Here is a 22,661-nt window from a genome sequence, read left to right as displayed (position 1 = left end):
GCGATGCAACTTGACGGATTTAGCGCCTAGATGTTCATTCGCGCGCCTTTTTGCGCTGATCATCTTTGAGCTTGCGTAAAAACGATTCAAGTGGAAATTGCATCGGTTTCTTTTCCAGGTCCGCCCGCTTTTGCCTGTTCTCGGATGGCATGTTTTGTTCTTTGGTCATGGGTCTACTCTTGATTCCGCATTACGCGACTGGCGCTCATCTGCAAATGATGCGTGTATAGGAAAGAAAAGGCAACGCCTTGAGCGCGGTAGTGTCTCCCTGGCCATGAGATCGCCCGTTATCGGCAATACGTCCATATCCGCTTAGGCGACAACCCGCACCAGCCAGGCGTTTTTGCCGGAACCGACCGGGATGCCGTGCTGGAAATGCCCTGTCGAGTACGCGGAAATCCTGGCAATGCATTGGCCATCCCATTGTTTAATAAGAAGTAATAGAGGCTTTTGTCGTGGGTGGGATGCAATTAGTGATGGCGATCACAATCTTTTCGCCGTAGCACGATCGTGAATATGGACGCGCCGCTCGCCCTCACTTCTCCGGTTTTTAAATCGTAAGGTAAACGGAGATTGATTTTTTTCTGCTTTCCGTTGCGTCGTATCCACTACTCGGAGAAAAAAATGTCTTCGTCAGAAATTAGCAAAATTATAGCAATCACCGCCAAAAAGAGCCGATTTATCAACTTCTTCATCACATTCGCCGCCGCGATGGCCGGATTGTTGTTCGGTCTGGATATCGGCGTGATTTCCGGCGCGTTACCGTTTATCACCGACCATTTCGCCCTGAGCAGCCGACAGCAGGAATGGGTGGTCAGTATCATGATGCTGGGGGCGGCCCTAGGCGCGTTGGCCAATGGCTGGCTTTCGTTCCGGCTGGGCCGGAAATACAGCCTTATGGCGGGGGCCGCGATGTTCATGGTCGGCTCCCTGGGCTCGGCTTTCGCCGCCAATGTGGCAATCCTGATGTTGGCGCGTCTGGTGCTCGGCTTTGCGGTGGGCATCGCATCCTATACCGCCCCGCTGTATCTTTCCGAGATGGCCTCGGAGACCATTCGCGGCAAGATGATTGCCATGTATCAGTTGATGGTGACCATTGGAATACTGCTGGCATTCTTGTCCGATACCGCGTTCAGCGCCAGCGGCGATTGGCGGGCAATGCTTGGCGTTCTGGCCGTGCCCGCCCTGGTCTTGTTGTCCGCGGTGTTCTTTTTACCCAACAGTCCCCGCTGGCTGGCGGAAAAAGGGCTGCATGTGGAAGCGGAAAACGTGCTGCGCATGCTACGGGACACGTCGGAGAAAGCCCGTCAGGAATTAAACGAAATCCGCGAAAGCCTCAAGCTGAAACAAAACGGCTGGCGTTTGTTTAAAGCCAATGGCAATGTGCGCCGCGCTGTATTTCTCGGCATGCTGTTGCAAGCCATGCAGCAGTTTACCGGTATGAACATCATCATGTACTACGCGCCGAAGATTTTTAACCTGGCCGGTTTCACCAGTACGCGGCAGCAAATGACCGCCACGGTCATCGTCGGACTGACCTTTGTCCTGGCGACGTTTATCGCGATAGGCATGGTGGACAAGGCCGGGCGAAAACCGGCGCTCAAGATAGGCTTTAGCATTATCGCCCTGGGTACGCTGGTGCTGGGATACTGCTTGAAACAGTTCAGCGCAGGCAGCGCCGATACCGGGCTTTCCTGGCTTTCGGTGGGCATGACCATGATGTGTATCGCGGGTTATGCCATGAGCGCCGCGCCGGTGGTCTGGATCCTGTGTTCCGAAATTCAGCCGCTGAAAAGCCGCGATTTCGGCATTACCTGTTCCACCGCCACCAATTGGATTTCCAATATGATCATCGGCGCCACGTTCCTGACGTTAATGGACCGTTTCGGCCCGGCCAATACATTTTGGCTTTATACTTTAATGAACATACTCTTTGTGGCGATTACCTTCGTTCTGATCCCCGAAACGAAAAACGTCACTCTTGAACAGATTGAAAAGAATCTGATGACGGGTAAACGGTTACGCGATATTGGCCAATAATTGCGCCCGATCTTTGCCCGCGCCATGCATTTTGACTGTCAGAGGAAACGTTAATGAGTACTTCCCCAGCAAAACCCGCCACTCGCGACGAGCAGGAACTTGCTTTGCTCGATCGGTATTGGCGCGCCGCGAACTATCTGTCGGTGGGGCAAATCTACCTGATGGATAATCCGTTACTGCGCGAACCGCTTAAAGCGGAACATATCAAACCACGGTTGCTTGGACATTGGGGCACGACGCCGGGGCTGAATTTTATCTATGCGCATCTTAATCGCATCATTCGCCATCGCGATGTCAACATGCTGTATATCTGCGGTCCGGGCCACGGTGGTCCGGGGGTGGTGGCCAATACCTGGCTTGAAGGCGTTTACAGCGAGGTCTATCCGGCCATCGGCGAGAATATCGCCGGGATGGCGCGGCTGTTCAAGCAGTTTTCCTTCCCGGGGGGCATTCCCAGCCATGCGGCGCCGGAAACCCCCGGCTCGATCAATGAGGGCGGCGAACTGGGTTATTCGCTGATGCATGCCTATGGCGCGGCCTTCGATAACCCCAATCTGATCGTGGCCTGCATTGTCGGCGACGGCGAGGCGGAAACCGGTCCTTTGGCGGCAAGCTGGCGTTCCAATGCATTTCTTAACCCGCGGCAGGACGGCGCGGTATTGCCCATTTTACACCTTAACGGCTATAAAATCGCCGGACCCACGCTCCTTGGCCGCTCTAGCGATGCCGATTTGGATAGCCTGTTCCGGGGCTTCGGCTATGATCCCCTGTTTATCGAAGGAAGTGAACCGGCGCAAATGCACCGGGAAATGGCAAAGGTATGCGACCTGGCTTTTGATCGGATACGGGATATTCAACTGGCCGCTCGCCGTCAGCCGGCCGCGGGTACCGACATGCCGCGCTGGCCGATGATCATTTTGCGCAGCCCGAAGGGCTGGACCGGTCCGAAGGAGGTGGACGGGAAAATTTGCGAGGGGTTCTGGCGCTCCCATCAAGTGCCGGTGGCGAACTGCCGCAACGACGCCGGGCATCGGGTTATTCTCGAACAATGGCTGCGCAGTTACCACCCTGAAGAACTGTTTGATGAAAACGGCCGCCTGAAGGCGGAGCTCAAGGCGTTGGCCCCCGTGGGCGAAAAGCGCATGGGCGCCAATCCCCATGCCAATGGCGGATTACTGCGTCGTGCGCTGGCGCTGCCCGCCATCAGCGATTTCGCCATTGACGTGGCCGAACCCGGCCAAGTTAAAGCCCAATCGACGGAAATCTTGGGCAAGTACCTGGCCGCGATATTGCAATTAAATGCGCAAGCGGCGAATTTCCGTCTTTTCGGACCGGATGAAACGGAATCCAACCGGCTTGGGCGGGTATTCGACGTCACTGATCGTACCTGGATGGAAAGCGCCTACTCTTACGACGAGCATCTCTCGCCCACCGGCCGGGTCATGGAAGTGCTGAGCGAACATCTGTGCCAGGGGTGGCTGGAGGGATACCTTTTGACGGGCAGGCACGGTCTGTTTTCCTGCTATGAGGCATTTATCCATGTTATTGATTCGATGTTTAACCAGCATGCGAAATGGCTGGCGGTAACCCGCGAATTGCCCTGGCGCAAGCCCATCTCTTCTCTAAATTATTTGCTGACATCCCATGTCTGGCGCCAGGATCACAATGGCTTTAGTCATCAAGACCCGGGCTTTATGAACGTGGTGGCCAATAAGAGCGCCGATGTGGTGCGCATTTATCTGCCGCCGGATGCCAACTCTTTGCTGTGGGTGGCCGAACATTGCCTGGAGGGACACAACCGGATCAATGTCATCGTGGCGGGTAAACAACCCCGGCGGCAGTGGCTGTCAATGGAACAGGCGGTCAAGCATTGCGAGGCGGGACTCGGCATATGGCAGTGGGCCGGCACCGAAGGCGATGCCCTGACGCCGGATGTGGTCATGGCGTGTGCGGGCGATGTCCCCACCATGGAAACGCTGGCCGCCGTGGATTTATTGCGTGAACATTTGCCCGGCTTGAGAATACGGGTCGTGAACGTGGTGGATCTCATGTCGTTGCAATCCAGGGAGCAGCATCCCCACGGGCATACCGATGCGTTTTTCGATGAAATCTTTACCCCGGATCGGCCGGTCATCTTCGCCTTCCATGGCTATCCGAATCTGATTCATCAATTGACATATAAGAGAACCAATCACCAGAACCTCCATGTTCATGGTTTTATCGAAAAAGGCAGTACCACCACGCCATTCGATATGACGGTGGTCAACCGCCTGGATCGGTACCACCTGGCTATTGACGCCATTGAACATCTGCCGGGACTGGGTGATAACGCGAAAATTGCGATAGCGGCGTTCGAAGCCAAACTGGCGGAGCATCATCGCTATGTTCGCGAATACGGTGAGGATATTCCGGAAGTCCGCGACTGGTTCTAACTGACACAGCCGCCGGGTAAAGTGGGGCTTCTCCGCTATAACCCGGCGGCAGGCAGGTTTCGATGAGAGAAAAAACGCGGGTCGGGTCGGGCGGTGAGGAATGCTATGGTTTGCTGGCGCGAGACATTATCAGCCGCAACCCCGGCGATACGGACAAAACAACCGAAGCGCAAAACGACCCTTTATTACCGGGCTACTCCTTTAATGCACATCTGGTTGCCGGGTTGACGCCGATCGAGGCCGGCGGCTTGCTGGATTTTTGCATCGACAGGCCCCATGGCATGAAAGGCTACATTCTAAATTTGACGATTAAGGGCTGCGGAATTGTGCAAAACGGCAGCCAAGAATTCATTTGCCGCCCTGGCGACATGTTGTTGTTTCCTCCCCGGGAAATCCATTGTTACGGCCGGGCCCCTGACAGCCCGGAATGGTACCACCAATGGGTTTACTTCCGCCCTCGCGCATACTGGCAGGAATGGCTCAACTGGCCACTGTTGTTCAGTCGCACCGGCCATTACCGTCCGGACGAGCACAACCGGGATACCCTGGCCGATCTGTTCGGACAAATCATAGACGCCGGGCAAACGGCGGGCCGTTACGCCGAATTGTTGGCGCTAAACCTGCTAGAACAACTTCTGTTAAGGCGTATGGAGGCTTTACATGCGTCCCGACGGCCGGAAATGGACACCCGGGTGCGGGATGCTTGTCAGTTTATCAGCGACAACCTGGCGGACAACAGTTTGGGCATCGCTTCAGTGGCGCGGCATGTGTATCTCTCGCCGTCCCGGTTGTCCCATCTGTTTCGCCAGCAACTGGGCGTCAGCCTGCTGCGTTGGCGGGAGGATTTACGTATCAGTCAGGCCAAGCTATTGCTCAGTACGACCCAGATGCCCATCGCCAGCGTCGGCCGTAACGTGGGGTTCGATGATCAGTTGTATTTTTCGCGAGTATTTAAAAAAGTCACCGGCACCAGCCCCAGCGAATTTCGCGCCGGCGTGGCTTGAACGCGCGGTTAAATGCCGGCGACATCTTTTCCGCTGCGCTGCTTTCGATATATATTATCCTACATAACGACAACCACTTTCACGATAGCGACTTGACGCCTAGTCCGATATCCGGCCAGGCTTCTTTTGCGGCGACCAGGAGTTTTATCATGGAATCAGGGGAAAACAGACGCCGGTTTACCGGCGCATTACGGCGTCTGGCGGCGTTAGCGGCCTGTCTGGCGGCGATCGGCGCTATATCGGGTTTTGCCGCGGAGCCACTGCATGTTTATGCCGGCGCGGCGTTGCGGCCGGCGATTGAAACCCTTGCCGAACGTTATCGGCAGGAAACCGGCCAACCGGTGGTGGTGGAATATGGCGGCTCCGGCCAGATGGCGGCGCGCATCCTGGCGACGCGCGCCGGCGATGTGTTTGTCGCCGGGGCAATGCCTGATATCGAGACGTTGCAACGCGACGGCGCCGTGGCCTCCAGCCAACCCCTCGCCGAGCACGCGGCAGTGCTGGCGGTGAACAAATCGGCGCGGGAACGGATTACCCGCTTCGATGATCTGGCTAAACCGGGCGTGCGCATTGCGCTGGGCGATCCGAAGGCCATGGCGTTGGGCCGGACCGCCGAGGAAATTCTCAGCCACAGCGATAAGCGCGAAGCCATTTTAGCCAATGTCGTCACCCGGGCGCTGACGATGAGCCAACTGACAATGTATGTGGTTAACGGCGATGTCGATGCCGCCATTATCGGACCGCACGATGTCATGAAGAATGCCGGCAAGCTTGTCGCTGTGCCGCTGCCGCCGAATGTCTATCAGCCGGAAGTGGTGGGCGCGGCGGTGTTAAACAGCTCCGTCCATCCTGACGACGCCCGGCGTTTCGTTGCCCTGCTGGCGTCGCCGCAGGGTAAGGCCGCGCTCGCCAACGCCGGTTTTCCGCCGCTGCCGGCCCGCTAATGGCGATTTTTACCGCAAGATGTTCCGGAGCCGGCTAGATTATGCTGCCGTTGCGCGCGCTTTGTTTTGTGCCGCTATTGGCGATGGTCCTGTTTATCGGCGGCGTGATCGTCGCGCTCTGTTCGCATCTGTCGTTATCCGATCTGATGGCCATGATTCGCTCGCCGGAAGTGCTGTTTGCTTTAGGTTTATCGTTGCGCAGTTCTTTGTTGGCGCTGGGCGCGTCAATGTTGCTGGCCATCCCCACCGCCTGGCTGATGACCCGTGTCGGGTTTCCGGGCAGAACGGCGGTGACCGTGTTATTGGATCTCCCCTTGGCCATGCCGCCGTTGGTGGCCGGCGTCGGCCTGCTGTTGCTGTTTTCTCCCGGTCTGGCCGGCGGCATGCTTGGCCATTGGGGCCTGGCGGTACTGTTTTCGCCGGCCGGTATCATCGTCGCGCAGGTGTTCGTCGCCGCCCCGGTGATGATACAGGCGGCCAAAGTGGCTTTTATCGCGGTGGATCCACGCTATGTCCAGGCGGCGTCGACGCTGGGCGCATCGCCGGTGCGCATCTGGTTTACCATTGAGTTACCGCTGGCGGCGCGCGGTATCGTCACCGGCGCGGTGATGGGCTGGTCGCGGGCCTTGGGTGAATTCGGCGCGACGCTGCTGGTGGCCGGGGCCACCCGGATGCGCACTGAAACGCTGCCGATTGCCGTGTTCTTGAACCTGGCCACCGGCGATACCGGCGCGGCGGTGGCGTGCGCCCTGCTATTACTGGCGCTGGCGGCGTTGCTGCTGATTTTTATCCGTCTGCTGGGCCGCTGGCGGCTTGATTCCTGAACCTGGCGCCGGCCTGGCCGGCGGAGTTCAACCAGGCTTGCCGGGTTTTTTGAAATAGCAGACTGGGCGCGGCCCCTGGGATGTCATGAACCTGGGCGATCATGACCATTCCCGCCTTGAGCAGCACCTTTTGCGATGCGAGGTGGTTGTCGCGCACCGTGGCCCAGATACGCGCCATGCCGTGACTGAAGCCGGCGTCCAGGGAGGCATTGGCGAACTCGGTGGCGATGCCTTGCCCCCAAACGCCGGTCTCCAGCCGATACCCGAGATTAACGATCCGTTGTCCGGCGAAGTCGCGCAGGGCCAACCCGCCAAAGCCCACAAGTCTGTCGGCCTCGCTTTTCAATGAAATCGCCCAATGGCCAAAGCCCTCGGTTTGCCAATGCGACAGCCAGCGATGCAGCACCTCGCGGGCATGCTCCCGGCTGGGATAAGGTCCGGAAGGATTAAAGCGCTGGGTTTCCGGGTCGCCGTAGATCCGGAAAAGATCCGCCAGATCTGTGGCCCTGACCGGCCTGAGAAGTAGCCGTGGCGTATCGAACGTTTGCACCGATGCTGTGACCTTGTAAAAAGGAATGGCTGGATAATGGCGTCGGAACGTCTTTCACCAGGGATGTCCGCCCATCATACAGCATTATTGCTTCCCGCAACCAAGTCGTTTGGGCGTTGGGGACGTGGGGACGACGACGCCGGTTTTCCGTCGGCGCCGCAATATTACGTCCCCCCGGCGTGAGAGGCTACCGGCCCGATGCGATTTCATGCATCATAAGGGCTGATCTTTCTTGCCAAGGTATCGGATGAGTTACCCCATAAGCACCATCGCGCATGTCGGTTTGGGCGGCAGTGTGTACGCTTCGCTGCGCGAGGCGTTGATAACCGGCCGTTTTTTGCCGGATTCCCCGCTGCGTATCCGGGAATTGGCCGCCCAACTGGGCACCAGCGTCACGCCGGTGCGCGACGCTATCCTGCAACTGGCCAAAGAGCAGGCGCTGGAGATGCGCACGCCGAAAGATATCCGCGTGCCGCGATTAAGCGCCGCCCAATACGCTGAAATCCGTCAATTGCGCCTTGAACTGGAAGGACTCGGCGCACAAACGGCGGCGGAGCGGATAAGCGAAGAGGAGCTGCGCCGGCTTGCGGAAAATCTCCGGTTGCACCGTCAGGCCGCCGAGAGCGGCTGTTCGGAAGAGGCCTTGCGTCTCAACGGCGAGTTCCATCTACTGGTGGCGGGCAGCGCCCGCTTGCCACTGCTGGTAAAGATGATCGATATGCTGTGGATGCGCGCCGGTCCCTTGATGGCCCGGGTTTGCGCCTGGTCGGCCAAACCCCTGGATCTTGGCCGCCATGAAGCGCTTTATCAGGCGCTGCGCGCCGGGGACGCCATGGCCGCGCGCGATGCCATGCAAGGGGATATCGATGACGGCAACCGGATGATGACGGCGTTTTTCGCGACTATCGCGCCAGATCCTGTAACACCCCCTCCAGCGTCCCGATAAGCAGTTCGCCGTGTTCGCGAGCGAAAACCAGCGGCGGGCGGATCTTGAGGACATTGGCCCGCGGTCCGGTGGCGCTTATCAACACCCCCCGTTCGCGCATCAGGTTTACCACGGCGGCCGCCAGCGCGCCGTCCGGCGTCTTGTCGCCCGCCGGATCCACCAGCTCCACGCCAATAAACAATCCCACGCCGCGGATATCGCCGATGACGGCATGGCGTCGGGCAAGGCGGCGCAAGGCTTCTCGCAGCCATTCGCCCTGTCGCTCGGCGTTATCGGCCAGTTTTTCCTCGCGTAATACCGTCAGCACGGCATGGGCCGCGGCGCAGGACACCGGATTACCGCCAAAAGTGTTGAAATAACGCTGACGCTCGCCAAAAGCGGTAAACAGCGCTGATTTACCCACCACGCCGGCCACGGGATGGCCGTTGCCCATGGGCTTCCCGAGCGTCACCAGGTCCGGCGTCGTTTGTTGACGGGCGAATCCCCAAAACGCGGTGCCGCTGCGGCCGAAGCCGGCTTGTACCTCATCGGCGATAAACAGCCCGCCGGCGGCGCGGATCATCTCCGCCGCCCGGCGCAGTTCGCCATCCGGCGGGTAGAACACGCCGTCACTGGAGAACAGGCTATCCAGCAGTAAAGCGGCCGGGCGCGTTCCCTCTACGCGCAGTTCCGCCAAGACCTGTTGGAGACTTTCAAGCCAGACGCCGGGCCGGCGATAACCGTCCGGCGCGTCGATGAGCCGAACGCCGGGGTCAAGACCCGCCCCGAGCGAAGGCGATAGGCCGGCGATGGCGCTGGTGGTGCCATGGTAGGCCCAGCGCGTGACGATAACGGCATGACCGCCCGTGATGTCACGGGCGATCCGTAGGGCGAGATCGTTGGCTTCGCTACCGCTGCAAGTCAGTGTCAGATTGTCCAGCGCATCGGGAAACGTCCGCAGTAATTCAGCGGCATAATCCACAATGGCCTCATGCAGGTAGCGGGTATGGGTGTTAAGGGTAGCGGCTTGTCTGGTGATGGCCGCCACCACCCGAGGATGGCAATGCCCCACCGACGCCACATTGTTGTATGCGTCCAGATAGCGGCGTCCCTCGGCATCGAACAGCCATACGCCTTCGCCCCGCACCAGATGCAGAGGCTTTTGGTAAAAAAGCCGGTAACCGGCGCCCAGCAGACGCCGGCGCTCGGCCAGCAGTTCGCTATCGCTGCGCATTCGTTGGTTCCTCGTTGGCCGCATGCAATGCTGTGGCGCGGATGACATCATGGGAAACGGCCTGAAACCCCGTCAGATTACGCAAGGCCTGAGGCACATTGCGCAGCAGGTAATCCCGGTTGGCGGGATAACGGCGCGCCCGCCAGGACGCGATAGTGATAATCAGCGCCAACCGGGTGGCGATAAGCCCGGGCAATAGCGCCAGTTCCGCCGCCGTCAGCGGACAGGTTTGCTGATAAGCGCGAAGAAACGGCAGCGCCAGTCGCAACGGTTCGTGGTCGTCCCGCAACTGATAAGCCAGTGCGGTCGCCAAATCGTTTATCCGCGGCGCCAGTAGCGCATCGCCAAAATCGATGATGCCGCTGACCGGGTTGGGTCCGGGGCCGGTCAGCACATTATACGGATTGAGATCATTGTGGATAACCTGCCAGGGCAGGTTATCCCGGTAGGGCGCAATACCAAGCGCATGATCCGCCAATATGTTCTCTACCCGGCGGCGGGCGGCGGGAGTGTCAATGGCGTCGAGCATAGCGTGCAACCGTTCGGGATAAGTGATATCCCAGAGCAGTTCGCGCCGGGCGCCCGGATGGTGAAAATCCGCCAGCGCCCGGTCAAGCTCGCCGAGGGTGGCCCCCAGGGCTTGGCTCAGCGCCGGCGGGCATGCGAGCTGGCTTAGCGGGGTGCCGGCGAGATAAGTGACCACGCGCAACGGGACGTCTTGTCCGCCGATGACGGCGCGGGGATTATCATTGCCGTCCCGGTCGCGGATAAGCCGTGGTACGGGCAACCGCGGGCGCGTCCCGGCCAGATGGCGCAGCAGCGTGGTGTGAAAATCGCTTTCCGGCGCCGTTTCGGCGGCATTCACAAACCGCGCCATGTATTGCCGGCCATCCGGACCCGTCACTCGAAAGTTACGATCGCGCTCACCCGGCAAAGGCGTCAGAACCCCGGTCAGGCCGTATTGCTTATGCAGGATACAGCGCGCCAGCGCAACGTCCACCGGCGGCGGATCGGCCTCCGGCGCGCCGAACAACGCCGCTTCAGACATGCTGACCACCGTTGACGGGGATTTCCGCGCCGTTAATGTAGGATGCCCCCGAGGTACAGAGAAAATGGATAAGCGCGGCGACTTCCTCCGGTTTGCCCAACCGGCCCAGCGGGACGGCCTGTTCAACGATGTCCGCCGTGCCGGGTGAGAGAATGGCGGTGTCGATCTCGCCGGGCGCGATGGCGTTAACGCGGATACCGTGCCGGCCGAATTCATGGGCCATTTCCCGGGTTAAGGCCGACAATGCGGCTTTCGAGGCGGCGTAAGCCGCGCCGGCGAAGGGATGAACCTGGCCGCCGGCGATGGACGTGACATTGATGATGCCGCCCTGCACGGCTTTCAGATCATCAAACAAGCCTTTGGCCAGGATGGCGGTGGCAAAAAGATTCACATTGAAGACGTTTATCCACGTGGCGTAATCGGTATGCAGGATACCCAGCCGGCCGCCGCGCGCGTCTTTCGGCGAGATGCCGGCGTTGTTCACCAGCGCGTCCAGCCGACCGTCAAGCCGTTGCCTGATGGCCGGCAACGCATTTTCCAATTGGTCGATATCCTCCAGATCGAGATGAATGTGGTTGAGCATGCCTTCGGCCCAGGGACATTCATCCACCCAGCTTTGGCGCGACGCGGTAAAAATCCGCCAGCCGGCGGCATGGAAATACTTGACCGTGGCATGGCCGATACCCCGGCTCGCACCGGTCAATAACAGCGTTTTCCTGTGCGGCATATCCGTCCCTCGCTAATGGGTTAAACATGCAATCCCCTTCGTCTCCACTTTACGGCAACGCGCCGCCGCTGGCCAGGCCCGTTCAGCTTCGCCGTCCGTCACAACGACGGATGTCCGGCGCGTATGCGCTCGCCGCGCCGGCGCAGCAACTCCATGACCACCAGCAGTACCAGCGAGGCGCCAATCATCAGCGTCGCCGCCGCGGCAATGGTGGGGTCGAGATTTTCCCGGATGCCGGCGAACATTTGAATGGGCAGCGTGCGTTGCCGCGGGCTTGCCAGGAACAGTGTCACCACCACCTCATCGAATGACGCCGCAAAGGCGAACAGCGCGCCGGAAAAAACCCCGGGTGCGATAAGCGGCAGCGTGATTTTACGGAACACCAGCAGCGGCGGCGCGCCGAGACTGGCTGCCGCCCGCGACAGGCGCGTATCGTAGCTTTTCAATACCGCCGTAACGGTTATCACCACAAACGGCACCCCCAGCAAGGCATGGGCCAGCACCAGCCCGACGTAACTGTTGAGCAACGAAACGCGGGCAAAAAAGAAAAACATGCCGACCGCGACGATAACCACCGGCGCCACCATGGGGGAAATGATAATCGCCATCACCAGATTTTTGCCGCGAAACTCGCTGCGCGCCAGGCCCATGGAGGCCAGCACGCCCAATACGGTCGCCAACAATGTGGCGAGCGGGGCGACAATCAGACTATTGCCCAGCGCATCAAGCCATTCCTGCGAATGGAAAAAGGTTTGATACCAGCGCAGGGAAAAACCATTCAATGGGTAGCTGAGAAACGAACCGGAGTTAAAAGACAGGGGCACGATAATCAGGATGGGAATCACCAGAAAAAGCAGAATCGCCGCGCTGTACAGATTGAAAAAATACCGCCACAGGCGAAGCGTCAAGGCGCCGTTTTGTTTCATGGTCATTTGCTCCTCCTGGTGAATTACTGCGCGATGGCGTCGGCGGATGTGCGCGTGACGCGGATATAAAGGATATACAGCAGCATGACGATAATCAGCAATTGTGTGCCAAGAGCGGCCGCCATGCCCCAGTTCATGGTGGTATTGGTGAAAAAGGCGACAAAATAGCTGACCATCTGATCGTCCGGACCGCCAAGCAGGGCGGGGGTAACGTAATAACCGATCGCCATCATAAAGACCAACAGGGCGCCGGCGGTGACGCCCGCATAGGTCTGCGGCACATAAACGCGCCAGAACGCGCTGAAGGGATGGGCTCCCAGGGATATCGCCGCCCGGACGTAATTGGGCGAAATGCCTTTCATTACCGCATAAAGCGGTAAAACAATAAAGGGCATGAGAATGTGGGTCATGGAGATATAAACGCCGACCCGGTTGAACACCAGGGTAAGGGGATGATCGATAATACCCAGCCATATCAGCGAGGAGTTGATAAGACCGCCTGATTGCAGCAAGACGATCCAACTGGCGGTTCGCACGATAAGCGATGTCCAAAACGGCAACAACACCATAATCATCAGAAGATTGGCGCGTCCCACGGGCTGTTTCGCCAGCCAATAGGCCAGCGGATACCCCAGCCCGACGCACAGCAGGGTCACCACCGTCGCCATCCATAGCGTTCTTAACAGCACATTGACGTACAGCGCCTGATCGTCCGGCAGTTTTTCAATCTTGCCGGTATCGACATCCACTTTGCGATCGAAAACCGCCAACAGATAATAGGGTGTAACGGGCGCCGCGGCGCGGCGCAAGGCTTGCCAGGTGCTAAGCTTGCCCCAATCCGGCAGGGCGCCGATAAGCGCCGCCTTGACATCGCCGCCCTCGGTCGGCATATGTCTCGGCGTGGCGATGATCAAACGGCGAAATCGGCTACTCTCATAGCTCATGCGCTTGGCTACCGCGGCGATGCGCCCGCTTTTGCGCGCGTCAACCAGATCATCGCCCACCGCGGCAAACAGGCTTTCGTCCGGCAAGGCCGCGCCGTCCCAGGTTTTCAGCGCGGCAATCGTTCGCGGCATGGCGTCGCGCAACTCCGGATTCTGAACGCTTTTGCCGAGGATTGCCCCGATAGGCACTAAGAAACAGATCACCACAAAGGCCAGCAACGGAGAAATCAGCCACAGCGAACGACGGGTTTTGACGGCGTTCACTTCGCGCAGACGTCTTTTAAGGGACGCAGGCTGACTGTGCGCGACGGTGTCGAGATTGTTGTCCATTACCGTATCCTGGCTCATGTCGGTTCTCCCGCCGATAAAATGATAAACGGGCGGTCAGTGCCGGCCGCCCGGCGATGCCGTCCCGTGGTCGGCGGCATCATCGCGCTTACAATGATTCTTGCGGGGGGTTATTTGGCCGCCCAGGCGTTAAAGCGCTGTTCAAGCTCTTCGCCGTGTTCAATCCAGAACTGGGTATCCACCGGTAACGAAACGGCCAGGTTGGCGGGGGCGGTGGGCAAATCCTTCAAGGTGGCCGGATCAATCAGCGCGCCGGCTTTGATATTGGTCGGGCCGTAGGGAATATTTTCCGCGAAGACCTTCTGGTTCTCCGGCTTGTTGGCGAAAGCGATGAATTGTTCGGCCAGGGCCTTGTGCTTCGACCCTTTAACAATCGCCCAATTATCCAGATCATACAGGCCGTCCTTCCAGACGATACGGAAATCATGCCCCTCTTTTTGCGCGGCGCTGATACGGCCGTTATAGGCGCTGGTCATGACCACATCGCCGGACACCAGCCACTGCAAAGGCTGCGCACCCGATTCCCACCACTGGATATAGGGCTTGAGCTGATCCAGCTTTTTAAAGGCGCGATCGACCCCCTGCGGCGTGGCGAGCACTTTATAAACGTCTTCCCGCTTCACGCCATCGGCCAACAGGGCGATTTCCAGCGTAAATTTCGCGCTCTTACGCAGCGCGCGCTTACCGGGGAATTTTTTAACGTCCCAGAAATCACTCCAGTCCTTGGGGGCGGTTTTCAGTTTGGAGGCGTCGTAGGTTAAAACCGTCGACCACAAGAAGATCCCGGCGCCGCATTCGGACACCGCCGCCGGTACGAAGTCGCTCTTGTTGCCCAGCTTGTTCCAGTCGAGACTTTCAAACAGGCCTTCATCACAGCCGCGAACCAACTCGGGACTTTCAACCTCTACGACATCCCAACCGACCTGGTTAGTTTCCACCATAGCGCGGATACGCGCCATCTCGCCGTTATACTCGCCCGCCTGAATGGTGGCTTTCGTGGCGGCCTCGAACGGTTTATAGAAGGCTTTTTCCTGGGCGTCCTTATTGACGCCGCCAAACGAGATAACCGTCAGTGTTTCGGCGTGAACGGAAAAGGCCAGAGAGGCCAATACGGCAAGTGCGGCAACGGTCTTTTGCATGCTGTAACTCCTGTTTGGGCAAAAAAATGAAAAAAAAGGAAAATCGGTTTTATGGTTTTTTTGATGCATCATACATCAAATGAAGCGAGCAAATTCCATGCCATTCCCCACCGCCCGCCAGGGTCGGGACGCCGCTTGCCAAAGGCGGCATCGCGCACCGCGGCGGTGCACAATGCCCTATAAACAATAAGGTTAATTATTCCTGAAGGATGGCGGCGAGCACGCCGAGCGCCTTGGCAAACTGCGCATCCGGGATCGTGAGCGGATAAAGAAAACGGATAACGTTGCCATGCACCCCGCAGGTCAGCAAAATCAATCCGGCTTCCATTGCCCGTTGTTGTATCTGGCGGGCGTGGGCCGCCGAGGGTTCCCCCGTGGCCGGATCCTTGAATTCGGCGGCCACCATGGAACCTCGACCGCGCACTTGCGCCAGCGCCGGGTTGGCGCTGCTTTGCAAGGTTTCGGCCAGCGAGGCGCCCAGTTTCACCGCGCGCTCACAAAGGTTTTCCTGCGCCAGGATATCCAATACCGCGTGCGCGGCGGCAATGGCCACCGGACTACCGGCATAGGTGCCGCCGAGGCCCCCCGGCGCGGGGACGTCCATAATTTCCGCCCGGCCGGCCACCGCGGAAAGGGGAAAACCGCCGCCAAGGCTTTTCGCCATGGTGATCAAATCCGGTTTGGCTTGCGGATAATATTCACAGGCGAACATTTTGCCGGTCCGAGCGAAACCGCTTTGGATTTCATCGGCAATCAGCAAAATGCCGTGCTCGTCGCAAAGCGCGCGTAACGCGCTCACGAATTCGGGCGGCGCCACATTGAAGCCGCCCTCGCCCTGAATAGGCTCGTAAAGAATGGCGGCCACCTGTTGCGGGGCGATATCGCAATGGAAAATGTCATCCAGGCTCTTAAGCGCATCCGCTACGCTCACTCCATGCAGGGCATTGGGATAGCGCGCATGGAACACCGATCCCGGAAAGGGGCCGAAACCGATTTTATAGGGTTTCACCTTGCCCGTCAGGGCCATGGTCAGCAGGGTGCGGCCGTGGAACGCGCCGGTGAAAGTGATCACTCCCGGCCGGCCTGTGGCGGCGCGGGCGATTTTAATCGCGTTCTCCACCGCCTCGGCGCCGGTGGTGAAAAAGGTGGTTTTGGCCCGGCCATTGACCGGCGCCAACGTATTTAGCCGCTCAGCCAGGGCGATATAGTTTTCATAGGGGATCACCTGAAAAGCGGTATGGGTGAAAAGCTCAAGCTGGTCGCGCACCGCGGCCATCACTTTCGGGTGGCGATGACCGGTATTCAGTACTGCGATACCGGCGGTAAAATCGATATACTCGCGCCCATCCTGGTCCCAGAGCGTGGCGTTTTCCGCCTTCGCGACCAGAAAATCGCACATCACACCCACGCCGCGCGGCGTGGCATCGAGACGACGTTGCTGTATATCACTGCTGTTCATGGGTTACTCCGTTAAGTGGCGTCAGGCGGCCATTGCGTATTGTCGGGTTTTGCCTTCCTTGCTTTTTTAGCGTTGTCGCGGTTCTATTATCCAGTGCCAGTTTCAATTATTTCGAGGTACCACTTTGCGATCACTGCTGGGCGACCTAGTCGCGCACCGTCTGGCCCGGACGACGTCCGGCGCGCTGGGTAAACGAGTTTATGACGCGCTGCAAGGCGCGATTGCGGAAAGGGCGATAGCGCCGGGGGCCAGACTGCCCGCTTCCCGGGATTTGGCGGTGGAGTTGGGCGTATCGCGCAACACCGTACTGGTGGCTTATGAACAATTGCAGTCGGAGGGATATCTGCAAACCCGCGCCGGTAGCGGCACGTTTATCTGCGACGTCTTGCCGGAGCCTTGCCCGACAACGCAAACCGCCAGCCCCGGCGTGAAGTCCAGTCCCCTTAGCCATCGGTACCTGTCCCGGCGGGGCAATCGCTTGCTCAGCCGCAGCGGAGTGGGAACCCACCAATGGGGGGCTTTCATGCCGGGGGTGCCTGATGTCAGCCATTTCCCCGGCGATATCTGGCGCAAAATCGAACGGCGGATCGGAAGCCGCCTGCCCGTGGCGTCGCTCAGTTATTCCCATCACGGCGGCTTCGCGCCGCTGCAGCAAGCGCTGGTGGAATACCTGCGGGTAGTGCGCTCGGTTCATTGTCGGGCCGACCAGATTCTTATCACCGCCGGGACGCACCAGTCTTTGGATTTGCTGGCGAAAATGCTATGCGACCCGGGTGATCGCGCCTGGATCGAAGAACCGGGATATTGGGGGATCCGGAATGTGCTGGCCATCAACGGCGTGGAAATCGTGCCCGTGCCGGTGGACGGCTTCGGGCTTAATCCTCCCGCCATCGGCGAGGATTTCCGGCCTCCCCGGTTGATCTGCCTGACGCCCTCCCACCAATACCCTCTGGGGGTGGTGATGAGCCTTGAGCGGCGCCAGGCGTTGCTGGCGCTGGCGCGGGAGTGGGGCAGCCTTATCATCGAGGACGACTATGACAGCGAATTCCGCTTTGCCGAAAATCCCATTCCGGCCTTACAGGGATTGGCGACGGAGGACTCGGTTATTTATCTCGGCACTTTCAGCAAAACGCTCTATCCGGGGCTGCGGATAAGTTATGCGGTTTTGCCGCAAGCATTGGCGCCGCGCATCAAAATGGCGCATTCCGAGCTTTATCGCGGCGGCAACGGTCTGGCCCAGTTGACATTGGCGGAGTTCATTCGCGATGGGCACTATGCCGCTCATGTCCGCCGCATGCGGCAAATCTACGGCCGGCGGCGCGAGGCGCTGATCGCGGTGATCGAGCGCGAACTGGGACCGGAATTCGTGCTCCATGACAGTAAAGCGGGATTGCATTTGATTCTGGCGCTGCCCGATACCATTGATGACGTGGCGCTCAGCGCCGAACTGGAGCAACAGGGCATCCTGACCCGGGCGCTGTCCGGTTATTACATGTCCGGGGCGCAACGGCGGGGGTTGATCCTGGGTTACGCCTGCGTGGACGCGGATGCCATGGCCGAAGCCTTCGCCCCGATAGCCCGTTGCCTGGTGCAGCGCCTGCCCCCGGGTAGTGCGGCAGGCAATGGCGATAAAAAATTGTCTGATTCTACGGATTAAAACTGGCTAAAATTTGTTCTTGTCTTTTAAATGGCAATAAAATCAATTGCCTACGATACGTATCGCAAGCCATAATTTGCCTGTTTTTGTCAAAAGTCACTTGTTTCGGAGAAATTTCGGTGGTAATGCTTTAAAAAAAGCCTGCCGTCGAAATCCCTCAGCGAGATTCGATGCAGGAATCATGCCGGACTTATCGCCGACGATTTTTGCCAAGAGAATGCCAATGAGAACATTTGTCAGTTTCCGAAACATCAAAAAAAGCTATGACGGCGACAAGCTGGTGGTGCGTAACCTCAACATGGACGTGGGCGAGGGTGAATTTCTGACGCTGCTGGGCCCTTCGGGATCGGGCAAAACCACCAGTCTGATGATGCTGGCGGGTTTTGAAACCCCCACTGACGGCGAGATTCTTCTGCGTGATCAACCCTTGCATACGCTGCCTCCCCACCAGCGCGACATCGGCATGGTATTCCAGAATTACGCCTTGTTTCCCCATATGACGGTGGCGGAAAACCTGGCTTTTCCCCTAAAGATTCGCCGCATGAACCGCACCGATATGCAAGAGCGGGTCAAACGGATCCTGGATATGGTCAAACTCACCGACCTGGCCGATCGCTATCCCGCCCAAATGTCCGGCGGCCAGCAGCAGCGGGTGGCACTGGCCAGGGCGCTGGTCTTCGAGCCTAAACTGGTGTTGATGGACGAGCCGCTGGGGGCGCTTGACAAGCAGCTTCGCGAGCATATGCAAATGGAGATAAAACAGTTGCATCAGATGCTCAATCTGACAGTGGTCTATGTGACCCATGATCAAAGCGAAGCCATGACCATGTCCGATCGGGTGGCGGTATTCAATGATGGCATGATTCAGCAAATGGACAGCCCGAGCCGGTTGTACGAGGAGCCGCAAAACGCGTTCGTCGCGCAATTCGTCGGCGAGAATAACAGCCTGCTGGCCACGCAGACGGGTAAGAACGGCGATTATTATCAGGTTACGCTGGATGACGGCCTCGTGCTGGACGCCTTGAAAGTTCGTCCCAGTTCGCCGGGGAAAAAGATTCTGCTCAGCATTCGCCCGGAGCGGGTCAATATTAACGCGCCTCAACAGGGCGATCAGCAGGTGCGGGCGCGGATCCAGCAGTTCATCTATTTAGGCGATCATATTCGCATGCTCACAGAGGTGGCCGGGCAAGGCAATTTCATGGTGAAACTGGCGCCGGCGCGGTTCGATCCCGCCTGGAAAGCCGGCGACGAGGTTATGCTGTCCTGGCAGCCCAGGCACTTGCGCGCCCTGGATGTGATGTTACAGTAACCTGTCGGGCGAATGACACCGGCTTCCCCTTGCCTCCTCCAATGCCATCGTCGGTTTGCCGGCCGGTTAGCGTACTGGCGGCCAGACGCATGGGTGAAAAGCGTGGGTTTCCGTAGCCCTGAGGTCGTGCACATAATGACGAATGAAATAAGTTTATATGAAATTAATTCATGTTCTGTGAAATTTTCTCGGTTGCCGGAAAACCGCCAGGGGCGCACTATCAGACATCTGGATGTCTAAATAGCGCGAGGTTGATGCATCGTAGCCGCAACCTGGCCGGAGAAGGTCTATGCAACAGCAAACACAACCGTTTCGTGCCGAAATCGTCGGCAGTTTTCTGCGCCCCGAGGCTGTTAAAAAAGCCCGCCGGCAATTCAGTGAGGGAGCCATCACCGCCGCGCAATTGCGCGAGGTGGAAAACAATGAAATCCGCAAGGTGGTAAAAGCCCAGTGCGATTGCGGTTTACGGGTGGTCACGGATGGCGAGTTCCGTCGTGCCTGGTGGCACATGGATTTCTTCGACGGTCTCGAGGGCGTCGAACCGGTCGCCGTTGCGCACGGGATCCAGTTCCAGGGCGCGCAGACCAAAGCCCGCAGTGTGCGGATTACCGGCAAGCTGGGATTTGGACAGCATCCCATGCTGGATGATTTTCGATTTCTAAAAAGCATCAGCGGCGCCGCGGTGCCGAAGATGACCATTCCCAGCCCCAGCGTACTGCATTTTCGTCCCGGCCCTGAGGCCATAGACCGGACCGTCTATCCCGATCTAACGGATTATTTCGCTGATCTCGCCACGACCTGGCATGACGCCATCGCCGCGTTTTATCAGGCGGGCTGCCGTTACCTGCAACTTGACGATACGGTCTGGGCCTATCTTTGCTCCGATGCGGAACGGGCGCAGGTGAAAGCGCGCGGCGAAGATCCCGATACCCTCATCCACACCTACGCCCGGGTATTGAACAAGGCGCTGGAAGACAAACCGGAGGATATGATCATCGGCCTGCACGTCTGCCGGGGCAATTTCCGTTCAACCTGGATTGCCGAAGGCGGCTACGAACCGGTGGCCGAAGTCCTGTTCGGCACGGTTAATGTCGACCGGTTCCTTCTAGAATACGACAGCGATCGGGCGGGCGATTTTTCACCGCTGCGTTTCATTCGTCCAGGCCGCCAGCAGGTGGTGCTGGGTTTGATTACCACCAAGAACGGGCGCCTTGAGGATACGGCGCGGTTGCAGGCCAGGGTACGGGAAGCGGCGCAATATGTGGATCTCGGTCAGATCTGCCTGAGCCCGCAATGCGGTTTCGCCTCAACGGAGGAAGGCAACCTGCTCAGCGAAGACCAGCAATGGGAGAAAGTGAAACTGGTTACCGGCGTGGCCGGGACTATCTGGTAAATGGTCATTGCCGTGGCGTCCCGCGGCGGACACCGCCATCATGCCGGCGTTCGGCGCCCAGGGGCGGATAGAGGCGAAGGGTGCCGCATGGCCTCCACGAATAACGAGAAAGCGGTGGTGTGCTGCCGGCGACTGGGGTAATACAGGTAATAACCGGGAAATGGCTCGCACCAGTTGGTGAGCACCCGCGCCAGTTCGCCATCCTCAATGGCGTCCGTCACCGTGTCCTCGGGCACATAAATCAAGCCCGCGCCCGCTTTGGCCGCCGCTATCCGATGCCGAAGCGGTTCGATGATCAATTGCCCCTCGACTTTCACCCGTAAGGTTTTGCCGTTCAGGGAGAACTCCCAGGCCAATAAATCGCCGCGGGTGGGCAGTCGCATATTAATGCAACGGTGCTGCTGCAAGTCGGCAGGGGTAACGGGCGGCGCATAATGGGCAAAATAGCCAGGCGAGCCCGCCACCGCCATTCGCATCGGCGCGCTGACCGGCACGGCCACCATATCCTTGGCCACCTGTTCACCCAGGCGTATTCCGGCATCAAAGCGGTGCGAAACGATATCCGTCAGCGCATTATCCACCGTCACCTCCACCCGGATATCCGGCCATTGCGGCAGAAAGTCGCTCAGCACCGGCCAGAGCACGGCGTCCACGGCATGCTCGCCGGCGGTAATGCGGATATTGCCGGCGGGGACGGCGCGCATTTCCCTGAGCGTATCCAGTTCGTTTTCGATATCGCTGAAATGCGGCCCGATACGATCCGCTAAACGCAAACCGGCCTCGGTGGGAGAAACACTGCGCGTCGTGCGGGTCAGCAGTCGAACGCCCAGCCGCTCCTCCAGACCCCGCATGGAATGGCTTAACGCGGACTTCGATAACCCCAGTTTCGCCGCCGCGCGGGTAAAGCTGCGTTCCCGGGCGACCACCAGAAAGGCGAGAAGATCATTGAAATTTTCTTTCAGCACGGTTAGGCCTTTATTTTGATCTTGGGAATTGCGGGCGGGCGACAACAGGTTAACCCCTAAGCCCGCGACAGGGATTCGACGCCGTTACCGTTACGGCGGCGCTCAAGACAGCTCCGCAACAGAGGCCCGCGTCGTCAGGCGGCCCGCCAGGGGGCGACCGTCCTGGATGCGTTCGGGACGCTTGTCGATAAGACACTTAATGCGTTGCATGCACTGCTCCAACAGCGACTCGGTGGGATAGGAGATGCAGGTCAATGGAGGATAGAGCAGCGAGGCAAGGGGCGAATCTTCCAGGCTCAGCAGCGAGACTTCCTGCGGCACGGCGATATTGAATTCACGCAAAAGGCGCATGGCTTCCGCCGCATGGCGATCCCGCTTGACGATAATGGCCGAGTAAGTGGTAAAACTGTTGATCAGGGCGAGCAAGGCCTGCTCGACATTGTTATTGGCCGCCACCAGCAATTGGCGATTCAAAGGCAACGAGAAATTCTGTAATACCGTGCGGTAGCCTTCAATCATCTGCCGGCTGGCGTAATCCTCATCGCTGTCGATGAGCAGGGCGATATGGCGGTGGCCCTTGCCTAGCATATAACGGCAAGCGCTCTCCGTTGCGAAGGCAAAATTGTACCCGACGTTTTCACTCTGTCCCGGCGCGGCGCAATCGAAAAAAATGACGTTTTCCGCGGTAAACACATCGACGTAATCCCCCACCACCACCTGATCTTGACCCGTTATATTCAGACAGCTTTTATCTCTAAGTTAGTGTTATCCGTCGGCTCCGGTATTCCCTCGG

20 protein-coding genes are annotated in these 22,661 nt (G+C 58.7%); 9 read left to right on the top strand and 11 right to left on the bottom strand.

The window, feature by feature from the left end; all coding sequences use genetic code 11:
- Positions 1-34: 34 nt before the first annotated feature.
- Positions 35-169, bottom strand: coding sequence for a hypothetical protein (locus FCN80_RS27280; protein ID WP_306767911.1), 135 nt, complete (start codon positions 167-169; stop codon positions 35-37).
- Positions 170-624: 455 nt separating this feature from the next.
- Here FCN80_RS27280 and FCN80_RS21250 point away from each other — a divergent pair, with 455 nt between their 5' ends.
- From FCN80_RS21250 to FCN80_RS21230, 5 genes are all read left to right on the top strand, one after another.
- A complete protein-coding gene (locus FCN80_RS21250; protein ID WP_136992352.1) occupies positions 625-2,040 on the top strand; it encodes a sugar porter family MFS transporter in 1,416 nt (471 codons plus the stop codon).
- Positions 2,041-2,093: 53 nt separating this feature from the next.
- On the top strand, positions 2,094-4,472 hold the full coding sequence (locus FCN80_RS21245; RefSeq protein ID WP_136992351.1) for a phosphoketolase family protein: 2,379 nt from the start codon (positions 2,094-2,096) through the stop codon (positions 4,470-4,472).
- Between the two features lie 62 nt (positions 4,473-4,534).
- Positions 4,535-5,476 carry an arabinose operon transcriptional regulator AraC gene (araC, locus tag FCN80_RS21240; protein WP_136992350.1) on the top strand — a complete coding sequence of 314 codons (942 nt, stop codon included), beginning with the start codon at positions 4,535-4,537 and terminating at the stop codon, positions 5,474-5,476.
- Positions 5,477-5,625: 149 nt separating this feature from the next.
- The gene (gene modA / locus FCN80_RS21235) at positions 5,626-6,420 is read left to right on the top strand and encodes a molybdate ABC transporter substrate-binding protein (protein WP_136992349.1); all 795 of its coding nucleotides are present in this window, start codon (positions 5,626-5,628) and stop codon (positions 6,418-6,420) included.
- A 41-nt stretch (positions 6,421-6,461) separates the two neighbouring features.
- On the top strand, positions 6,462-7,244 hold the full coding sequence (locus FCN80_RS21230; protein ID WP_230492841.1) for an ABC transporter permease: 783 nt from the start codon (positions 6,462-6,464) through the stop codon (positions 7,242-7,244).
- On the opposite strand, the gene FCN80_RS21225 is transcribed toward FCN80_RS21230, so the two are convergent.
- Positions 7,207-7,794 carry a GNAT family N-acetyltransferase gene (locus tag FCN80_RS21225; protein WP_136992348.1) on the bottom strand — a complete coding sequence of 196 codons (588 nt, stop codon included), beginning with the start codon at positions 7,792-7,794 and terminating at the stop codon, positions 7,207-7,209. The genes FCN80_RS21230 and FCN80_RS21225 overlap by 38 nt on opposite strands.
- Before the next feature lie 247 nt (positions 7,795-8,041).
- On the opposite strand from FCN80_RS21225, the gene FCN80_RS21220 reads away from it, so the two are divergent.
- Positions 8,042-8,740 carry a GntR family transcriptional regulator gene (locus FCN80_RS21220; RefSeq protein ID WP_136992347.1) on the top strand — a complete coding sequence of 233 codons (699 nt, stop codon included), beginning with the start codon at positions 8,042-8,044 and terminating at the stop codon, positions 8,738-8,740.
- Here the strand turns inward: FCN80_RS21220 and FCN80_RS21215 are convergent.
- The 7 genes from FCN80_RS21215 to FCN80_RS21185 form a co-directional block, all read right to left on the bottom strand.
- Positions 8,697-9,953, bottom strand: a complete 1,257-nt coding sequence (locus tag FCN80_RS21215; RefSeq protein ID WP_136992346.1) for an aspartate aminotransferase family protein — start codon at positions 9,951-9,953, stop codon at positions 8,697-8,699. The two genes, FCN80_RS21220 and FCN80_RS21215, sit on opposite strands and share 44 nt — an antisense overlap.
- Entirely contained in the window at positions 9,940-11,001 is a 1,062-nt protein-coding gene (locus tag FCN80_RS21210) for a phosphotransferase (RefSeq protein ID WP_136992345.1), read from the bottom strand. Before FCN80_RS21210 ends, FCN80_RS21215 begins: the two co-directional genes overlap by 14 nt.
- Positions 10,994-11,728: an SDR family NAD(P)-dependent oxidoreductase gene (locus FCN80_RS21205; RefSeq protein ID WP_136992344.1), complete on the bottom strand. Its 735-nt coding sequence runs from the start codon at positions 11,726-11,728 to the stop codon at positions 10,994-10,996. The genes FCN80_RS21210 and FCN80_RS21205 overlap by 8 nt, the downstream gene beginning before the upstream one ends.
- 98 nt (positions 11,729-11,826) lie before the next feature.
- Complete coding sequence (locus FCN80_RS21200) at positions 11,827-12,654, bottom strand: ABC transporter permease (protein WP_136992363.1); 828 nt, start codon at positions 12,652-12,654, stop codon at positions 11,827-11,829.
- A gap of 23 nt (positions 12,655-12,677) precedes the next feature.
- Positions 12,678-13,946: an ABC transporter permease gene (locus tag FCN80_RS21195; RefSeq protein ID WP_136992343.1), complete on the bottom strand. Its 1,269-nt coding sequence runs from the start codon at positions 13,944-13,946 to the stop codon at positions 12,678-12,680.
- Positions 13,947-14,056: 110 nt separating this feature from the next.
- Positions 14,057-15,085 carry an ABC transporter substrate-binding protein gene (locus tag FCN80_RS21190; RefSeq protein ID WP_136992342.1) on the bottom strand — a complete coding sequence of 343 codons (1,029 nt, stop codon included), beginning with the start codon at positions 15,083-15,085 and terminating at the stop codon, positions 14,057-14,059.
- 196 nt (positions 15,086-15,281) lie between these two features.
- Positions 15,282-16,544: a 4-aminobutyrate--2-oxoglutarate transaminase gene (locus FCN80_RS21185; RefSeq protein ID WP_136992341.1), complete on the bottom strand. Its 1,263-nt coding sequence runs from the start codon at positions 16,542-16,544 to the stop codon at positions 15,282-15,284.
- A gap of 124 nt (positions 16,545-16,668) precedes the next feature.
- Between FCN80_RS21185 and pdxR the strand changes: the two genes are divergently transcribed.
- The 3 genes from pdxR to FCN80_RS21170 all read left to right on the top strand — a co-directional run bounded on the left by pdxR (position 16,669) and on the right by FCN80_RS21170 (position 20,903).
- Positions 16,669-18,201, top strand: a complete 1,533-nt coding sequence (gene pdxR / locus FCN80_RS21180) for a MocR-like pyridoxine biosynthesis transcription factor PdxR (protein ID WP_136992340.1) — start codon at positions 16,669-16,671, stop codon at positions 18,199-18,201.
- A gap of 223 nt (positions 18,202-18,424) precedes the next feature.
- Entirely contained in the window at positions 18,425-19,510 is a 1,086-nt protein-coding gene (locus tag FCN80_RS21175; protein ID WP_136992339.1) for an ABC transporter ATP-binding protein, read from the top strand.
- A 289-nt stretch (positions 19,511-19,799) separates the two neighbouring features.
- Positions 19,800-20,903 carry a cobalamin-independent methionine synthase II family protein gene (locus FCN80_RS21170; protein ID WP_136992338.1) on the top strand — a complete coding sequence of 368 codons (1,104 nt, stop codon included), beginning with the start codon at positions 19,800-19,802 and terminating at the stop codon, positions 20,901-20,903.
- A 38-nt stretch (positions 20,904-20,941) separates the two neighbouring features.
- On the opposite strand, the gene FCN80_RS21165 is transcribed toward FCN80_RS21170, so the two are convergent.
- On the bottom strand, positions 20,942-21,868 hold the full coding sequence (locus FCN80_RS21165; RefSeq protein WP_136992337.1) for a LysR family transcriptional regulator: 927 nt from the start codon (positions 21,866-21,868) through the stop codon (positions 20,942-20,944).
- A 102-nt stretch (positions 21,869-21,970) separates the two neighbouring features.
- Positions 21,971-22,582: a substrate-binding domain-containing protein gene (locus tag FCN80_RS21160; protein WP_230492839.1), complete on the bottom strand. Its 612-nt coding sequence runs from the start codon at positions 22,580-22,582 to the stop codon at positions 21,971-21,973.
- Between the last annotated feature and the right edge of the window lie 79 nt (positions 22,583-22,661).

Origin of the sequence: Martelella alba, assembly GCF_005217455.1 — a bacterium.
GTDB lineage: Bacteria > Pseudomonadota > Gammaproteobacteria > Enterobacterales > Enterobacteriaceae > Acerihabitans.
This window is presented reverse-complemented; position numbering and strand designations above follow the sequence as displayed.

Coding starts and splice junctions, on each gene's coding strand:
- FCN80_RS27280 (WP_306767911.1), bottom strand. CDS start 169: ATGACCAAAGAACAAAACATGCCATCCGAGAACAGGCAAAAGCGGGCG.
- FCN80_RS21250 (WP_136992352.1), top strand. CDS start 625: ATGTCTTCGTCAGAAATTAGCAAAATTATAGCAATCACCGCCAAAAAG.
- FCN80_RS21245 (WP_136992351.1), top strand. CDS start 2,094: ATGAGTACTTCCCCAGCAAAACCCGCCACTCGCGACGAGCAGGAACTT.
- araC (WP_136992350.1), top strand. CDS start 4,535: ATGAGAGAAAAAACGCGGGTCGGGTCGGGCGGTGAGGAATGCTATGGT.
- modA (WP_136992349.1), top strand. CDS start 5,626: ATGGAATCAGGGGAAAACAGACGCCGGTTTACCGGCGCATTACGGCGT.
- FCN80_RS21230 (WP_230492841.1), top strand. CDS start 6,462: ATGCTGCCGTTGCGCGCGCTTTGTTTTGTGCCGCTATTGGCGATGGTC.
- FCN80_RS21220 (WP_136992347.1), top strand. CDS start 8,042: ATGAGTTACCCCATAAGCACCATCGCGCATGTCGGTTTGGGCGGCAGT.
- FCN80_RS21215 (WP_136992346.1), bottom strand. CDS start 9,953: ATGCGCAGCGATAGCGAACTGCTGGCCGAGCGCCGGCGTCTGCTGGGC.
- FCN80_RS21210 (WP_136992345.1), bottom strand. CDS start 11,001: ATGTCTGAAGCGGCGTTGTTCGGCGCGCCGGAGGCCGATCCGCCGCCG.
- FCN80_RS21205 (WP_136992344.1), bottom strand. CDS start 11,728: ATGCCGCACAGGAAAACGCTGTTATTGACCGGTGCGAGCCGGGGTATC.
- FCN80_RS21200 (WP_136992363.1), bottom strand. CDS start 12,654: ATGAAACAAAACGGCGCCTTGACGCTTCGCCTGTGGCGGTATTTTTTC.
- FCN80_RS21195 (WP_136992343.1), bottom strand. CDS start 13,946: ATGAGCCAGGATACGGTAATGGACAACAATCTCGACACCGTCGCGCAC.
- FCN80_RS21190 (WP_136992342.1), bottom strand. CDS start 15,085: ATGCAAAAGACCGTTGCCGCACTTGCCGTATTGGCCTCTCTGGCCTTT.
- FCN80_RS21185 (WP_136992341.1), bottom strand. CDS start 16,544: ATGAACAGCAGTGATATACAGCAACGTCGTCTCGATGCCACGCCGCGC.
- FCN80_RS21175 (WP_136992339.1), top strand. CDS start 18,425: ATGAGAACATTTGTCAGTTTCCGAAACATCAAAAAAAGCTATGACGGC.
- FCN80_RS21170 (WP_136992338.1), top strand. CDS start 19,800: ATGCAACAGCAAACACAACCGTTTCGTGCCGAAATCGTCGGCAGTTTT.